The organism is Promicromonospora sp. NPDC059942 (genome assembly GCF_042731755.1).
GTDB lineage: Bacteria > Actinomycetota > Actinomycetes > Actinomycetales > Cellulomonadaceae > Promicromonospora.
Genome location: NZ_JBHWLR010000014.1, coordinates 102,768 through 118,950 on the forward strand (window position 1 = coordinate 102,768; position 16,183 = coordinate 118,950).

Annotated in this window: 14 protein-coding genes; 3 read left to right on the forward strand and 11 right to left on the reverse strand. The window is 72.3% G+C overall.

Features of this window, described 5'->3' with window-relative positions:
• Positions 1-6 precede the first annotated feature (6 nt).
• From ACFV9Q_RS21220 to ACFV9Q_RS21250, 7 genes are all read right to left on the reverse strand, one after another.
• Complete coding sequence (locus tag ACFV9Q_RS21220; RefSeq protein WP_377236043.1) at positions 7-843, reverse strand: ABC transporter ATP-binding protein; 837 nt, start codon at positions 841-843, stop codon at positions 7-9.
• Positions 840-1,655 (reverse strand): ABC transporter permease, encoded by an 816-nt coding sequence (locus ACFV9Q_RS21225; RefSeq protein ID WP_377236084.1) that lies wholly within the window; start codon positions 1,653-1,655, stop codon positions 840-842. Before ACFV9Q_RS21225 ends, ACFV9Q_RS21220 begins: the two co-directional genes overlap by 4 nt.
• A 2-nt stretch (positions 1,656-1,657) precedes the next feature.
• The gene (locus tag ACFV9Q_RS21230) at positions 1,658-2,929 is read right to left on the reverse strand and encodes an ROK family protein (protein ID WP_377236044.1); all 1,272 of its coding nucleotides are present in this window, start codon (positions 2,927-2,929) and stop codon (positions 1,658-1,660) included.
• 173 nt (positions 2,930-3,102) lie between these two features.
• A complete protein-coding gene (locus ACFV9Q_RS21235) occupies positions 3,103-5,490 on the reverse strand; it encodes a family 43 glycosylhydrolase (RefSeq protein WP_377236045.1) in 2,388 nt (795 codons plus the stop codon).
• 425 nt (positions 5,491-5,915) lie between these two features.
• The gene (locus tag ACFV9Q_RS21240; RefSeq protein ID WP_377230929.1) at positions 5,916-6,752 is read right to left on the reverse strand and encodes a carbohydrate ABC transporter permease; all 837 of its coding nucleotides are present in this window, start codon (positions 6,750-6,752) and stop codon (positions 5,916-5,918) included.
• 2 nt (positions 6,753-6,754) lie between these two features.
• The gene (locus tag ACFV9Q_RS21245) at positions 6,755-7,702 is read right to left on the reverse strand and encodes a carbohydrate ABC transporter permease (RefSeq protein WP_377236046.1); all 948 of its coding nucleotides are present in this window, start codon (positions 7,700-7,702) and stop codon (positions 6,755-6,757) included.
• Complete coding sequence (locus ACFV9Q_RS21250) at positions 7,699-9,075, reverse strand: ABC transporter substrate-binding protein (protein WP_377236047.1); 1,377 nt, start codon at positions 9,073-9,075, stop codon at positions 7,699-7,701. The genes ACFV9Q_RS21245 and ACFV9Q_RS21250 overlap by 4 nt, the downstream gene beginning before the upstream one ends.
• Positions 9,076-9,239: 164 nt before the next feature.
• Here ACFV9Q_RS21250 and ACFV9Q_RS21255 point away from each other — a divergent pair, with 164 nt between their 5' ends.
• Positions 9,240-10,169, forward strand: a complete 930-nt coding sequence (locus ACFV9Q_RS21255) for a sugar-binding transcriptional regulator (RefSeq protein ID WP_377230932.1) — start codon at positions 9,240-9,242, stop codon at positions 10,167-10,169.
• Positions 10,170-10,219: 50 nt separating this feature from the next.
• Here the strand turns inward: ACFV9Q_RS21255 and ACFV9Q_RS21260 are convergent, their stop codons facing one another.
• From ACFV9Q_RS21260 to ACFV9Q_RS21270, 3 genes are all read right to left on the reverse strand, one after another.
• Positions 10,220-11,716 (reverse strand): mannitol dehydrogenase family protein, encoded by a 1,497-nt coding sequence (locus tag ACFV9Q_RS21260; protein WP_377236048.1) that lies wholly within the window; start codon positions 11,714-11,716, stop codon positions 10,220-10,222.
• A gap of 104 nt (positions 11,717-11,820) precedes the next feature.
• A complete protein-coding gene (locus ACFV9Q_RS21265; RefSeq protein ID WP_377236049.1) occupies positions 11,821-12,186 on the reverse strand; it encodes a hypothetical protein in 366 nt (121 codons plus the stop codon).
• A 36-nt stretch (positions 12,187-12,222) separates the two neighbouring features.
• Positions 12,223-13,110: an SDR family NAD(P)-dependent oxidoreductase gene (locus tag ACFV9Q_RS21270; RefSeq protein ID WP_377236050.1), complete on the reverse strand. Its 888-nt coding sequence runs from the start codon at positions 13,108-13,110 to the stop codon at positions 12,223-12,225.
• Between the two features lie 59 nt (positions 13,111-13,169).
• Here ACFV9Q_RS21270 and ACFV9Q_RS21275 point away from each other — a divergent pair, with 59 nt between their 5' ends.
• On the forward strand, positions 13,170-13,862 hold the full coding sequence (locus tag ACFV9Q_RS21275) for a TetR family transcriptional regulator (protein ID WP_377236051.1): 693 nt from the start codon (positions 13,170-13,172) through the stop codon (positions 13,860-13,862).
• A gap of 1 nt (position 13,863) precedes the next feature.
• On the opposite strand, the gene ACFV9Q_RS21280 is transcribed toward ACFV9Q_RS21275, so the two are convergent.
• Positions 13,864-14,814, reverse strand: coding sequence for a helix-turn-helix transcriptional regulator (locus ACFV9Q_RS21280; RefSeq protein ID WP_377230937.1), 951 nt, complete (start codon positions 14,812-14,814; stop codon positions 13,864-13,866).
• Positions 14,815-14,939: 125 nt separating this feature from the next.
• On the opposite strand from ACFV9Q_RS21280, the gene ACFV9Q_RS21285 reads away from it, so the two are divergent.
• A complete protein-coding gene (locus ACFV9Q_RS21285; protein WP_377236052.1) occupies positions 14,940-16,088 on the forward strand; it encodes an epoxide hydrolase family protein in 1,149 nt (382 codons plus the stop codon).
• The last annotated feature ends 95 nt before the right edge of the window (positions 16,089-16,183 follow it).

Sequence of the window (16,183 nt, forward strand, 5' to 3'; positions counted from 1 at the left end):
GGGTCCTCAGTTCTGGGTCTGGTTCTGGGAATCGGTGGCCCGGCCAGGGGTGCCGGGGGCCTGGTGGTACACGGCCCGCCACACCCGGTTGCGCAGCTCCGCGAACTGCGGGCTGAGCCGCACCTCCTCGGTGCGCGGGTACGGCAGGTCGACGTCGATCACCTCGTGGATGCGGCCCGGCCGGGCGGCCATGACCACCACGCGGCCCGCGAGAAACACGGCCTCGTCGACGTCGTGCGTGATGAACAGGACGGTGCGCTTCTCGGTGCTCCAGGTGTCCAGGAGCTGCTCCTGGAGGCGCACGCGGGTGAGGGCGTCCAGCGCACCGAAGGGCTCGTCCATCAGCAGGATCGACGGGTTGACGGCGTAGGCGCGGGCGATGGCGCACCGCTGCTTCATGCCGCCGGACAGCGTCTTGGGCAGCGCGTCCGCGAACTGCTCCAGGCCCACGAGGCGCACGTAGTGCTCGGCGCGCTCGCGCCGCTCGGCGGCGGGCAGGCCCGCGACCTTGAGCCCGAACTCGACGTTCTTGCGCACGGTCAGCCACGGGAACAGCGCGTACTGCTGGAAGATGACGCCGCGCTCCGGGCCGGGGCCGGTCACGTCCGCGCCGTCCACGAGCACCCGGCCCGACGTCGGCGCCTCCAGGCCCGCGACGATGTTCATCAGGGTGGACTTGCCGCAGCCGGAGGGGCCGACGACAGTGACGAACTCGTTGTCGGCCACGTCGAGGTCCACGCCGTCGAGCGCGACGAACTCCTCGTCCTGCAGGGCGAAGGTCTTGCGGGTCTCCCGCACGGAGATCTTGGCGGTGTCCGTCAGGGTGGGGGTGTCGATGGTCATCGCCGTTCCTGCCATCCGGTCAGCCGGGTCTCCGCGAGCAGCAGCAGCCGGTCCATGACCAGGCCGAGCACGCCGATGGCGACGATGGAGACGAAGATCGTCGCGAGGTCGTAGTAGGTCTGGGCCTGCTGCATGCGGAACCCGAGGCCCGCCTGGGCTGCGAGCAGCTCGGCGGCCACGAGGGTGGCCCACGCGGAGCCGAGGCCCACGCGCATGCCCACGAGGATGAACGGCGAGGAGGCCGGCACCACGACGCGCAGGAAGATCGTGCCGTCCTTGGCCCCGAGCACCCGGGCCGCGTTGATGAGCGTGCGGTCCACGCTCACGACGCCCTGGTAGGTGGAGATCACGCAGGCCAGGAATGCCGCGAGGAAGATGACGAACACCTTGGGCAGCTCGCCGATGCCCATGAGCACCAGCACGAGCGGCAGCAGGGCCAGCGGCGGGATGGTGCGGAAGAACTGGATCCACGGCTCGAACAGGCCGCGGGCCGGGGTGTACCAGCCCATGAGGAACCCGACGGGGACCGCGGCGGCGGAGCCGAGCAGGAACCCGGCCAGGACCCGGCCCAGGCTGGCCAACAGGTCCTCGGCCAGCGCGCCGCTGACCGCCAGGTCCACGGCCTTGGCCGCCACCTCGGGCGGCGTCGGGAGCTGGAGGCCGCTCAGGGACAGCACCCACCAGATCCCGATGCCGCCCAGGATCGAGACGGCGTTCAGCGCGAGCAGCGTGGCGCGCTTCCCCGCCCGGCGGCGCGGTGGTGACCCGTTCCTCGCGGGGGTCGGGGTCGACACCGTCGACCCGGTCGACATGGTCACAGGGCTCTCCTCAGGCGTGCGTGCAGGGGTGCGGGGATCGGGGTGCGCAGCGTGCCGCGCAGGTCCTCGCCGTCGTCGGCCGCCTCGGGCCGGGGGTAGCCGGCCAGCAGCGGGGACAGGTGGAAGGCGGCAGCCAGCGCGCCGAGCGCGCCGTCGGTGTCGCGCAGGCGCCCGGCCCGCACGACGAGCGGCTCGTCCGTGGGCAGCGGGTGCAGCTCGTAGCGCAGGGTGGCCGCGGCCTGCTCGACGATCACGGGCGCGACGTGCACGATCTCGCCGCCGATCACGATCTCGTCGGGGTCCAGGGTGAGCGCCGCGGTGCTGAGCACCCGGCCGACGGCCGCGCCGACGTCGCGCAGCACGCCCTCGACCACCGGGTCGCTGGTGGCCACGGCGGCGGCCAGGTCGTCGAACGTGGCGACCTCGGCGCCCCGGGCGCGGCACGCCGCGAGCACTGCGGGCGCGGACGCGACGGTCTCCAGGCAGCCGCGCTTGCCGCAGCGGCACCGGCTGCCCGCCGGGTCCACGCAGATGTGGCCCAGCTCGCCGGCGAACCCGTGCGCCCCGGTCCCGATCCGGCCGCAGACGACGAGGCCGCCGCCCACGCCGTCCGACAGCCGCACGTACAGCAGATCGGTGGTGCCCTCGGGCTGGGACACCGCCTCCGCGAGCGCCGCGAGGCGCGTGTTGTTGTCGACGACGACGGGCGCGCCGAACCGTTCGGCGAACGCGCCGTGCACGTCGTGCGGGGCGGAGCGGCGGGCCCAGGAGACCTGCTTGCTGTCGACGCGCCACCCGCCGTACGGGCCGACGACGCCGATGCCGACCGCCTGGAGCTCGCCGAAGTGCAGGTCGTGCTCGCGCGCGAGCCGGTCGACGAGCCGGAAGGCGAGGTCGAGGCGCTGGGGCCAGGGCGTGTCGTCGTCGTAGTGCTCGACGCCGGAGGCGACGGTCTCGCGGGCGGCGTCGGCCACGGCGGCGCGCACCCGGCGGTGGCCGAAGTCGACGCCGAGGTACTGGCCGGAGCCGGGGTCGAGCGCGAGCCGTTCGGCGGGCCGGCCGCTGCCGGTCCGGGTGGCGGCGTCGGTGTCGACCACGACGATCGCGCCGCGCCGCAGCAGCTCGGCCGTGGTCTCGGAGAGGGTGGTGCGGGAGAGGCCCACGCGGCGGGCGAGCTCGGCGCGGCTCAGGGGCCCGTCGCGGAGGGCGGCCAGCACGCGGCTCTCGTGAGCGCGGCGGGCGGCGCTGCCGGTTGTCGTCGTCGACATGCTGGCGACCATAGGGACCTCCAAATTTTTCCGTCAACGACCCGGCAGAAAACCACACCAATTCGGTCGGATCTAACCAGAACCCACTCCGACCTCGTTGAGTGCTGGGTATTTGTTGCCTGACGGCCGGAAAATCGACAAATACCCAGCACTCAACGAAGCGGGGTGGGTGGTCAGGGCTGGGTGTACGTGCGGACGTAGTCGAAGGTCGCCGTCGCGCCCGCCGTGTTCATCGAGACCAGGCCGATGCGCAGGGGCTGGTCGTCGGGCAGGGTCCAGACGCCGCCCCACCGCCAGGTCTCCCCGTCGGTGCTGGACGCCATGCGCACCTCGTCCTCGTCGTTGGCCGCGTCCCGGTGCACGGCCAGCCGCAGCCACGTGGTCTCGCCCGGGGCCGCCCCGAACATCGGCGCGCTGTACGCGGCGACGGGCGGGTTGCTGGTCGTCCGCGCGGCCTCCTTGGTGAACTCCAGCATCTGCGCGGCGCTGCCGGGCTTGCGCAGCAGCCCGAGCTGGGAGTGCACCAGCTTCACGAACTGGTCGTCGTCGGCGTAGAGCACAAGCCCGGCCTGCCGGTTCACGCCCACGCCGTCGAGACTCAGCTTCGTCTCGACCAGGTAGTCCCCCGCGGGGGCGTCGCGGGTCAGCACCGAGGCGGTGTTGGTGCCCTGGTACAGCTCCGCGTTCTGGGTGGGCCAGGCGAGGGCGCCGTCCGCCAGGCGGACGCCGGACGCCGGGCCGCGCACCCAGGTCCAGCCGGTGCCGTCTGCGCCGGTCCGGTCCGCGCCGGTACCGGGCACGACGTCGCCGTCGAACTCGTCCGAGCTCTCCGGCACCAGCTCCCCCGGCTCCGGGTCGGGCACCCGCTGGGTCACGGGGCGCGCGGCGGGCACCAGGCTCACGTTGTCGGCGTCGGCCCCGCCGCGGGCGGTGACGCCCACCGGGACGCGGCCGGCGGTCCCGCGCGTGGTGAGCGTGACCCTGCCGAGCGGCTCCTTGAGGTTGTCGGCGGAGACGGCGGCCGTGTACGTGCCCGACCGCGCGTCCCGGTCGAGGGTGACGACGTTCCAGTCGGCGTACGGGAAGTCCTGCGGCAGGGGCGCCGCCGCCCGCTGTGCCTTGGGGCCGCGGCCCGACTCCAGGCGCAGCTCGCCGGCGGCGCGGTCGATCCAGGCGGTGACGCGGCCCGCGCCGGCGCCTCCGCCCGCGCCCAGCGTGAGCCCGGCGGCGCCGTCGTCGTCCGTCACGCGCAGGTCCGCCTGCGCGCGCAGGGCGCCGGCGGCCCGGTCCCGGCTGGTCAGGGTCGAGTTCTCCAGGGCCGCGTACGGCCCCGCGTCCGTCTCCTCGCGAACGACGACGTCGCCGTCGGCCCGCCAGCCGGCGAGGGAACCGTCCGCGAACGTGGTGCGCACGGCGCCGTCCGTCACGGGCGCGGCCTGCGGGGACGACGACGGCCCGGCGCCCGCGTTGACGACCGGCCAGCCGTCGATCCAGTCGAGCCGGTCGATCATCAGCGGCCGCTTGCTCAGGTTCAGCACGCCGTTGCGGGTGTCCACGGGCGGGAAGTCGGGGTCCGCCGTCGGGATCGCGTGGTACGCCATCCAGTCCTGGCCCGCCAGGTCGGTGACCACCGAATGGTGGCCCGGGCCCGCGAACCCGTTGCCGTTCGAGGTCAGCACGTAGCCGCCCTTGCTGGACTCGGCCATGAGGTCGGTGCCGTCGTCGTCCACGAACGGGCCGCGCGGGCTCGCGCTGCGACCCACCTTGACGGTATAGCCGCTGAACGCGCCCTCGCAGCAGCCCGCGTCGGAGTACATCAGGTAGTAGAGGTCGTCGTGCCGCACCACGTACGCGCCCTCCATCCGGCGGCCCTGCGCCACCTGGGTCACGGGTCCGGTCAGCTCGCCCGCGCCGGGCGTCAGCTCCGAGACGCAGACGACGTCGTAGCTGCCCCAGTACAGGTAGAGCGTGCCGTCGTCGTCGGTGAACAGGGCCTGGTCGATGTTGCCGGTGGGGCAGCCGTCGATCGGGGCCGACGGGACGAGCAGCTCGTCGCGGTGTTCCCACGGCCCCGTGGGCGTCGGCGCGGTGGCCACGGCGAGGCCGCCCGTGGACAGGCCGTAGGTGAGCAGGTACTCGCCGTCGACGTAGCGGATGTCGGGGGCCCAGGCGCGCGAGTTGGCGCGCCATGTCGTCGGGACGTCGTCCGGCTGGATCACCTCGCCCGCGTACTCCCAGGTCACCAGGTCCATGGAGCGCAGGATCGGCAGGATCCGCTCCCCCGCCTCGCCCTGGCTGTTGAACACCGGGTTCTGCGTGCCGTAGGCGTACCAGGCGCCGTCCTTGCCGCGGATCACCGCCGGGTCGGGGAAGGTGTCGGTGACCCCGGCGGTGACGGGGTTGGTGTAGGTGCCGGGGGCGGCGGTCGGTCGGGCGGACGTCGGTGAGGCGGCGGACGTCGCGGCGTCGGACGCGTCGGACGCGTCGGACGCGGTGACGGCGTCGACGGCGGTGCCGACGTCGGCGACGGTGCCGACGTCGGCGTCAGCGACGGCCGGCACGACAGGGCCGAGGCCTCCGGCCAGCACGGCGGCGGCGCATGCCGCGACCCAAGCGGTGCGGACAGGTCTCCGTTGATCTGATCCAAGGCGCATGCCGCCCATCGAACGGGGCCCGATTTTCTCCGGCAAGTACCCGACAGAAAAAGTAGGGAATTCTGCCGACATCCGACACTTCGACCCCGCCACACGTCGCCCGCGCTACTGACTTCGGTTCAGCAGGCTCCAGGCGGCCGCATCCGCCCACCAAACGGTCGCCCCCGGCCTGCTGAACGAGAGTCAGTCCGGCGGCCCCGCCCATACCACCACCGCCGACGCCGCCGCCGGCCCCGCTCCAGCACATTGGTCTACCCAGCGATTGGGCCCGAAACCGAGTCGGTTCCGGGCCCAATCACGGGGTAGAAGGCAACTTCCGCACCGACCAACCCCTACTTGATCGCACCCATCGACAGCCCCCGCACCAGCTGCTTCTGCGCCACCCAGCCCGCAATGATCACGGGCAGCGACGCCAGCAGCGCCGCCGCGCACAGCCGGGCCAGGAACAGGCCCTCGCTCGTCATGGTCGACACGATGAGCACCGGCACGGTCGCCGCCCGCGAGGCGGTGAGGTTCAGGGCGAAGAAGAACTCGTTCCACGAGAAGATCACGCAGATCAGCGCGGTCGCCGCGATGCCGGGGGCCACCATCGGGATGAGCACGGACCGCAGGGTCCGCATCAGCCCGGCGCCGTCGACGGACGCCGCCTCCAGCACCTCCCCGGGCACCTCCAGGAAGAACGACCGCATCATCCACACCGCGATCGGCAGGTTCATCGCCGTGTACAGGACCACGAGGGTCCAGATGTTGTCGAGCACCTTGAGCTGCCCGGCCACCACGTAGATCGGCACGATGACGGCCACGACCGGGAGCATCTTGGTGGAGATGAAGAAGAACAGCACGTCGCTGACCTTCTCCACCGGCCGGATCGACAGCGCGTACGCCGCCGGGATGCCCAGCAGCAGCACCAGCACGGTCGAGACGCCGGTCGCGATGGCGGAGTTGGCCACGTAGACCCCGGACCCGCCCTCGATCACGGCCCGGAACTGGTCGAGCGTGGGCGTGAAGAACCACGTCGGCGGGTCGGACGCCGCCTGGTTCTCCTGCTTGAACGCCGTCATGGCCATCCAGGCGACCGGGAAGAAGAAGGCGAGCGCCAGCAACCAGGTCAGCGTGGTCAGCACGCCACCGGTGGTTCGACGGCGGTACGCGCGCGTCACGTCGGACATGCTCACTCCTTGACCTCGAAGCTGCGGAAGATGAGGCGCAGCGCGGCGGATGCCACGATGATCGTGGCGATCACGACGACGACGCCCATGGCGGCGGCCTGCCCGATGTCGAACCCGAGGAACGCGCGCTGGTAGATGTAGAACGGCAGGTTGGCGCTGGCAGTACCCGGGCCGCCCGCCGTCATGAGGTAGATCTGGTCGAACGTGTTGACCACGTAGATGACGCCGAGCAGCACGCCCAGCTCGATGTATCGCCGCAGGTGCGGCAGCGTGATCGAGCGGAAGACCCGCCACGGGCCGGCGCCGTCGACCGCCGCGGCCTCCAGCACGTCCTTCGCCTGGGCCTGGAGGCCGGCGAGCACGAGCAGCATCATGAACGGCGTCCACTGCCAGACCAGCGCCATGAGGATCGCGATGATCGGGTAGGTGGAGGTCCAGTCGACGGCCTCGATCCCGAACAGCCCGAGCGTCCAGTTGAGCAGGCCGTAGGTGGGGTTGAGCAGCGCGACGGACCACAGCACCGACGTCGCCACCGGCATCACCAGGAACGGGGTGATGAGCATGGTGCGGGCCACGCCCCGGCCGAAGAACGGCCGGTCCAGCAGCAGCGCCAGCACGATCCCGAGCACCATCGCCACCAGCACGCAGCCGAGGGTGATGACCACCGAGTTCAGCGCCGTCTGGCGGAACGTCGAGTCCTGGGCGATGTCGATGTAGTTCGACAGGCCCACGAAGAGGTCCTCACCGGGCCGCAGCAGGTTCTGCGAGCGCAGCGAGTACCAGATCGTCACCAGGAACGGGAGCTGCGTGACGATGACGGTGAAGATCAGGGCCGGCAGGAGCGGGCCGCGGCGGCGCCACCCCTCGGCCTTGCTGATCGAGCGTTCGGACGCCGACGCGCGGGCGGCGCGGCGCGAGCTCTCCAGCCGGTCGATGGTCGAGGTGCTCATTTCCCCTCCTGGGCCCGGTAGGTCTCCGCCACGGTCTCGGCGTAGCGCTGGGACTGTGCGATGGCCTCGTCCACGGTCACCTGCCCGGCGATCGCCGCGGACATCTGCTGGCCCACGCGGGTCCCGAGGTCCTGGAACTCGGGGATGCCGACGAACTGGATGCCCGGGTAGGGCACCGGGTGGGTCATCGCGGCCTCCTGCGTGGCCCCGCCCATCGACTCCAGGGTGGCGTCGGCGTAAGCCTCGGAGACCTCCGCGTACTCGGGGATGTCGTACGTAGACAGCCGGCTGCCCGGCGGCACCCGCTCCCAGCCGATCGTGTCGCCGACCAGCTGGATGTACTCCTTGTTCGTCATCCAGGACACGAAGTCCCAGGCGGCGTCCTTGTGCTCGCTGGTGGACGGGATGGCGAGCGACCAGCTGTAGAGCCAGCCCGCCGACTCGGTGTCCGCGACGGGCGCGGGCGCGTAGCCGACCTTGCCCGCCACCGTGGAGGACGCCGGGTCCTCGATGGACGAGACCATCGACGTGGCGTCGTACCACATGGCCGACTGGCCCTGGGCGAACCGGGTGAGGCAGTCGCCGAAGCCGGACGTCGCCGCCCCGGGCTGCCCGGAGGTCTGCACGGTGTCGACGTAGGTCTCGATGGCCTCGCGGCTCTCGGGCGAGTCGAGGGTGGCGTTCCAGTCCTCGTCGAACCAGCCGCCGCCGAACGTGTTGATCGCGGTGCTCATCGGGGCCATGACCTCGCCCCAGCCGGCCAGGCCGCGCAGGCAGATGCCCGAGAAGTCCTCGGCCGGGTCGTTCAGCTCGGCGGCGAGGTCGCGCACCTCGTCCCACGTCGGGTGGGCGGGCATCTCCAGCCCGGCCTGCTCGAACAGGTCGGCGCGGTAGGCCAGGAACGACGACTCACCGTAGAACGGCACGGAGTACATGTCGCCGTCGCGCGAGAGGGCCTCGCGGACGCTGGGGACGAAGTCCTCGGCGTCGTACCCCTCGGTGGCGTCGATGTACGGCTGCAGGTTCTCGATCCAGCCGTTCTCGGCCCACATGGGCGTCTCGTAGTTGGAGATCATGACGACGTCGAACTCACCGCCGCCGGTCGCCACGGACGCCGTGATCTTGGCCCGGGCCTCGTTCTCGGGCAGCGACACGAAGCGCACGTCCACGCCCGGGTGCGCGGCACGGAACTCGTCCTGCAGCGAGATCGCGTCCTGCATCTGCGGGTTGGAGACGATCGCGACGACGATCTGCTCGCCGTCGTCGCCGCCCACGGCGCCCGCCCCGGCACAGCCGGACAGGGCCAGCGCGGCGGCGGCCGTAGCGGCGGTCGCCGCGACTCTCACCGAAGTACCCCTCGGAGGTCGGAACATCCTCGTCCTCTCCTCGGCGCAGCCTCTCCGCCACGCTCATTTGAGAATATGGAACTGCTCATCTGCACCCGCAGAGTAGTTGGGTATGCTCAGGTGAGCAAGGCCCCCCGCTCAGAAGTCGCTCAAATGGTTCCCGCTGCCGGCCTGCGGGAGTGAGGACGCAGGTGCCCCAGAACGACACGAACCTCATGGTCGAGGTGAGCACGGACTACTACCTCGACGGCAAGTCCAAGGTGGACATCGCGCGCGACCGCGGCATCTCCCGCTTCCAGGTGGCGCGCCTGCTGGCGCAGGCCCGGGAGCAGGGCGTGGTGCGCATCGAGATCACCGCGCCCCGGGCCGACGGCGAGCGTGGCGCCCGCCTCGCCGCCCGGCTCGGCGCGCGCGAGATCCTCGTCGCGCCCAGCGGCGCCGACGCCGTCGCCACCCGCGAGAACGTCGCGGTCGAGCTCGCCCGCGCCGTGCGGGAGCACATCGCCGAGGGCATGACCGTGGGCGTGTCGTGGTCGCGCACGGTCGAGGCCGCGGTGCGGCACATCGGGCAGCTCCCCCAGTGCGACGTCGTCCAGCTCGTCGGGGCCCTGCCCGTCGAGGGCAGCGGCAACTCGCTGGCGCTGATCAGCACGTTCGCGCAGATGCCGGGTGTGCGCACCTGGCCCGTCTGGTCGCCGCTGCTCGTGGCCGACGCCGCGACGGCCGCCGGCCTGCGCCGGCAGCCCGAGATCGCCGACGCACTCGCGCGGGCCGACCACCTGGACGTCGCCGTCGTCGCGATCGGCCACTGGTCGGAGCGCAGCTCCACCGTGTTCCCGCAGATCAGCACCGAGGAACAGCAGGCCGCCACGGCGGCGGGCGCGATCGCCGAGTGCTCGGGCCGCCTGTTCGACGCCGCGGGCCGGCCCGTGCGGACCAGCCTCGACGAGCGCGTGGTGGGCGTGACGCTCGAACAGCTCGCCGCCACGCCCCGCGTCATCGCGATCGGCTACGGGTCCGCCGTCGCGCCCGGCCTACTGGCCGCGGTGAACGGCGGCGTCGCGGACACCCTGGTGGTGGACGACGCCGCGGCGACCGCGCTGGAGACCCTCACCCCCTGACGCGTCAGACGCACAGGCCCCGCGAGGGACCTGTACGTCTGACACGGGGGTCAGGCGCGGGCGACCAGCTCCTCGACCGTGGCGCGGGCGCCCTTCTGGTGCAGGGAGTCCAGCGCAGCGAGGTAGGCGGCGGTGAACCGCCCGTCGTCGACCAGGTCGCCGAACACCTCGCGGTCGCGGAGGAACGCGAGCGGATCCTCGGCCTGCGCCAGGGCGGCGCGGTGCAGCCGGTCGGCGAGGCGGTCGACGATCTCGATGGGCTCGCCCGCCTCGTCCACGCCCTCGTCGTAGCGGGCCCAGGAGGCAACGACCAGCGCCGCGTGCTCGATCGGCCCGCCGTGCTCCAGGTGGTACCGCACCACGGGCAGCAACCACTTGGGGATGCGGTCCGACGACTCGGCGCACAGTCGGGCGAGAGTGTCGGCCACGTGCGGGTTCGCGAACCGCTCGATCAGCGTGGCCTTGTACACGTCCAGGTCGATGCCGGGCACCGGCTCCAGCGTGGGCGTGCCCTCGCGGTCCATGTACCCGCGCAGGAACCGGGCGAACACGTCCTGGCCGGCCACCTCGTGCGCGTACCGGTGGCCGGCGAGGTAACCGACGTAGCAGAGGGCCTGGTGGCTGGCGTTGAGCAGGCGCAGCTTCATCAGCTCGTACGGCTCGACGTCGGCCACCACCTGCACGCCGGCGTCCTCGAACGGCGGCCGGCCGGTCGGGAAGGTGTCCTCCAGCGCCCACTGCTCGAACGGCTCGGCCACGACCGGCCAGGCGTCGTCGACGCCGAAACGCTCGGCAACCATCGCGCGGTCGGCGTCCGTGGTGACCGGGGTGATGCGGTCGACCATGGAGCTCGGGAACGCGACCTCGGTCTCGATCCAGGCCGCCAGGCCGGCGTCCTTGGCGCGGGCGAACGTGGTGAAGGCGCGGCGCGCCACCTCGCCGTTGCCCTGGATGTTGTCGCAGCTCATCACGGTGAACGGCGGCACGCCCCGCTCGCGGCGGCGGCGCAGGGCCTCGGTGACCAGGCCGAACGTCGTGGCCGGGACGGCGCCGTCGGCCAGGTCGGCCGCGACTGCCGGGTCGGCCAGGTCGAACTCGCCGGTCACGTGGTGGATGTTGTACCCGCCCTCGGTGACGGTGAGCGAGACGACGCGCACCTCGGGCGAGGCCATCTTCTCCAGCACCGCCTCCGGGTCGTCGGGGGCGAGCAGGTACTCCTTGATCGACCCGATCACGCGCGCCTCCAGGCGCCCGTCCGGGTGCTTGAGCACCAGGGTGTAGAGCCCGTCCTGGGCGGCCAGCGCGTCGCGCATGCGGGCATCGCCCGGCAGCACGCCGACGCCGCAGACCGCCCAGTCGAGCGCCTTGCCCTCGGCCATCAGCCGGTCGAGGTACATCGCCTGGTGCGCGCGGTGGAAGCCGCCCACCCCGAGATGGACGATCCCGGTGGTGAGGCGGGACCGGTCATAGGTGGGCACCGTCAGGTCCGCGCCCTGCGGCGCGGACGCCACCAGGCTGCCCACGGTCTCCTCGTCGAGTGCCGTCATCGTGCTCCTCCGCCGCCCTTCGACTCCGTTGAACAGCCGCCAGGCTAACAGATGAGCACGACGAGCCTCACAGATGAGCAGACGAGCGACCTGGCCCCGTCGGGCTAGGCGTCGAGGACGAGCCAGGTGACGCCGTCGCCCGGATCCCGGGTTCCTCGACGGGCGCCACCGGTCAGGTACTCCTCGGCGATCGCCTGCACGACCGCGTACATGACCCACTCCTCGACGGTCGCGGGATCCCAGGTCGTCCAGCGCGGATCGTCGGCGTCACGGGGTATCGGGACGCGTGCGCCGAAGGGGCCGCCGACGTCGGCCGGGCCGCCCGGGTCGACCGAGCCGCCCGCACCGCCCGTGAATGTCACGCGGAGCGTGTCGCCCGCGACCTCGGCGTCGAGCAGTCCCAGCTCACGCCCCGTCGGCGTGCCGGCGAAGGCCCTGCGCACCTCGTCGAGCAGCGTTGCGGCGTCCACGATCACATCCTGGGTCCCGGCGACGAGGTCGGCACGTCAGCCCCGGACCTCCGCCTCGGCCGCAACGACAGCCGGGAGCTCCGCCGGGAACGGCTCGGCGAAGTCGGCCGACCGGCTCACCGCGCTCCAGCGCTGGTCCGACTCCAGGAGCCGGCGGTCCTGCGCCACGGACATCTCGGTGGCGTTGACGCCGAGCGGCAGGTTGTCGGGCAGGTCGTCGCGCGAGGCGAGCGCGACGAGGATCTGGGCGGCCCGCGCCGGGTCGCCCGCCGCGCCCGCGCCGGCCTGGCGCATGCGGGCGTTCATGGCGCCCACGGTGGACTCGTACCCGGCGGGGGCGTCGTGCACGGTCATCGACGCGCCGGCCCAGTCGGTGCGGAACCCGCTCGGCTCGACGACGAGCACCTTGACGCCGAACGGCGCCGTCTCGACGCGGAGCACGCGGCTGAAGCCGTCGATGGCGAACTTCGCCGCCTGGTAGGACGCGATGCCCGGCGAGCCGCCGACCCGGCCGCCCACCGAGGAGAACTGGATCACGAGGCCGCCGCCCTGCTGCCGCAGCAGCGGGATCGCCGCCTTGGACACGTTGTAGACGCCCCAGAAGTTGGTCTCGAACTGGGTGCGGACGTCGGCGTCGTCCGCCGTCTCGATCGGGGCCACGTTGGCGTAGCCGGCGTTGTTGACGATGACGTCGACGCGCCCGAACCGGGCGGCAGCCTCGGCCAGCGCGGCGCGGGCGCCGTCCTGGTCGGTCACGTCGAGACGGAGCGGGAGGATCCGCTCGCCGTACTCGGCGACGAGGTCGTCGAGCTGTTCGGGACGGCGCGCCGTGGCGGCGACCCGGTCGCCGGCGGCGAGCGCGGCGAGGACGAGGGAACGGCCGAAGCCGCGGGACGAGCCGGTGATGAACCATGTCTTCTGCATGTCGTTAATAAAACACCGTTGCTCTAACTTACGCAACCCCGTTGCGCTAAGATGTGAGCATGACGACTCCCGACTTCCGGCGCGCCCGCTCCCCCGAGGCCAAGCTGCTCCGCGAGGCCGCCATCCTGGACGCCGCCCGCCGGCTTGGCTCCGAGCGCGGCATCCGAGAGGTGACGCTGACCGACATCGCCTCCGCCGTGGACATGCACAAGTCCGCGATGCTGCGGTACTTCGAGACGCGCGAGGAGATCTTCCTGCGGCTCACCGCCGAGGGCTGGCAGGACTGGGCGCCGGCCCTCTCCGCCCGGGTGCGCGCCCTGGCGCGGCCGGGCGCAGACGACGCCGCAGTCGCCGCAGACGCCAACAACACCGCCGACGCCGTCGCCGCCGCGTTCGCCTCGACCCTGGCGGAGCGCGGGATGTTCTGCGACCTGCTCGCGCAGACGCCGCTGAACCTCGAACGCAACGTGTCGGTGGAGAAGGTGCGGGAGTTCAAGCTGGTCACCCGCGACGGCCTGGGCCAGATCGTCCCGGCGGTCCGCGCCGCGCTGCCCGCCCTGACGGAGCAGGACGGCGTCGACCTGGTCGCGGCCGCCACCTCGATGGCCGGCACCTTCCACCAGATCGCGACGCCGGGCCCGGAGGTCGCCGCGCTCTACCGTTCCGACCCGCGGCTCTCGCACGCCCTGGTGGAGGTCGAACCGCGCCTGGCCCGGATCCTCGGGGCGATGCTGCGGGGCATGCTCGGCTAGGTCAGCCCGACGCCGCCGCCGCGTACCGCCGGGACAGCACGTTCAGGTGGTCCACGAGGCCCGGCGGCCCGGTGACCGTGAAGTCGAGGCCCAGCATGCCGATCCACACGGCCACCGTCTCGATGCTGTCCCCGCCGGTGACCAGCAGGCAGGACGTGTCGTCCCGCGGCTCCACCGTGCCCACGGCCGGGTTGATGCGGTCGAGCACCTCGTGCGCCGGGGCGTGCACGACGATCCGCGTGTGCACCGCCCAGCCCGTCCGGGCCACCTCGCGCACCACGAACTCGGTCAGGTCGAACGGCGGCTCCACGGGCGTGAAGCGGCGTCCGCCGGGCCGGCGCAGCTCGAGCCAGTCCACGCGGAACGGCTCCCAGCGACCCGAGCCGACGTCCCGCCCCACGAGGTACCACCGGCGCTGCCACGCCACGAGCCGGACCGGCTCCACCTCCCGCGGCTCCTCGCGGAACCAGAAGCGCAGTCCCTGGTGGTCGCGGATCGCCGCGGCCAGCTCGGTGAGCAGCGCCGGGTCGACGACGGGGTCCTCGACGTTGCTGTCGGTGTTCACCGGCCCGGCGTCCGTCGCGTCGCGCAGCGCGGCGACCTGGTGCCGCAGCCGGTCCGGCAGCACCTGCTCCAGCTTGCCGAGCGCGCGGGCGCTGGACTCCTCGATGCCCGCCACGGTGTTCGCGGCCCGCAGCCCGACCGCGATGGCGACCGCCTCCTCGTCGTCGAGCACCAGCGGGGGCAGCTTGCCGCCCACCCCCAGCCGGTAGCGGCCGCCGGGGCCGCGCACGGAGTCCACCGGGTAGCCGAGGTCACGCAGGCGCGCGACGTCGTTGCGCACCGTACGGTCGGTGACGTCGAGCCGCGCCGCGAGCTCCGGCCCGGTCCACTCGGCTCGGGACTGGAGCAGGCCCAGGAGGGCGAGCAGGCGCCCCGCCGTCGTAGTCATCGCGGCTCCTCAGTCATCGCGGCTCCTCAGTCATCGCGGCCCCTCACCGGCATCTGAAAAAAGATCGGGAACCCGTTCAGAATAGAGGAAAGAACTGTTCCTGAACCGCTCGTAGTGTCAGAGACATGAACACCAACGACACCAGCATCCGCCCCTTCCGCATCGACATCCCCCAGGCCGACCTCGACGACCTGAACGACCGCCTCGCCCGCACCCGCTTCGCCCCGGCCGCGCCCGGCGACTCCTGGGACTACGGCACACCGGAGTCCTACCTGCGCGAGTCGGTCGAGCAGTGGCGCGACGGCTTCGACTGGCGCGCGGTCGAGGAGCGCGTCAACGCGTTCCCGCAGTTCCTGACCGACATCGACGGCCAGAACGTCCACTTCCTGCACGTCCGCTCGGCCGAGCCCGGCGCGCGGCCGCTTCTCCTGACCCACACCTACCCGGGCTCGGTGCTCGACTTCCTCGACATGATCGGCCCACTCACCGACCCCGTCGCGCACGGCGGCCGCGCCGAGGACGCCTTCGACGTCGTCGTCCCGTCGATCCCCGGCTTCGGCTTCAGCACCCCGCTGAGCGAGCCGGCCGACGGCGGCACCTGGACCATGGCCCGCGTCGCCCGCACCTGGGACACCCTGATGCGCCGGCTCGGCTACGAGTCCTACGGCACCCACGGCAGCGACGCGGGCGCGATGATCGGCCGCGAGCTGGCGGTGCTCGACCCCGAGGGCTTCCTGGGCGCGCACCTGCTCCAGCTCTTCTCGTTCCCGTCGGGCGCCGACGGCGAGATGGACGGGTTCGGCCCCAAGGAGTTCGCGGCGCTGGAGCACCTCCAGTGGTTCCAGAGCGTGGGCGCGTACAACACGATGAACGGCTCCCGGCCGCAGACCGTGGCCGCGGCGCTCAGCGACTCGCCGGTCGGGCAGCTCGCCTACAACGAGCTGTTCGAAAGCTTCGGCAACGGCACGAGCCTGGTGTCCCGCGAGCAGGTCCTGGCGCAGGTCACCCTGTACTGGCTGACCAACACGTCCGCCACCTCGACGCGGTACCACTACACCGAGGCGCGGTCCGGCGCGGAGCCGGTGGTGAGCCAGGGCCGGATCGGCGTCGCCGTCTTCGCCGACGACTTCAAGACGATCCGGGCCTTCGCCGAGCGCGACAACGCCCGCATCGAGCACTGGTCCGAGTACCCGAAGGGCGGCCACTACGCGGCGATGGAGGTCCCCGACGTCCTGGTCGAGGACATCCGCGCCTTCTTCCCCGCACACTCCTGAGCCCACAACCCGTTGAGTGCTGGGGGGGTTTGTGTTCTCGGGAGGTGGGGGGGGGAACGGACAAAACCCCCACCTGGGTGGGGGGGGGAGGGGGT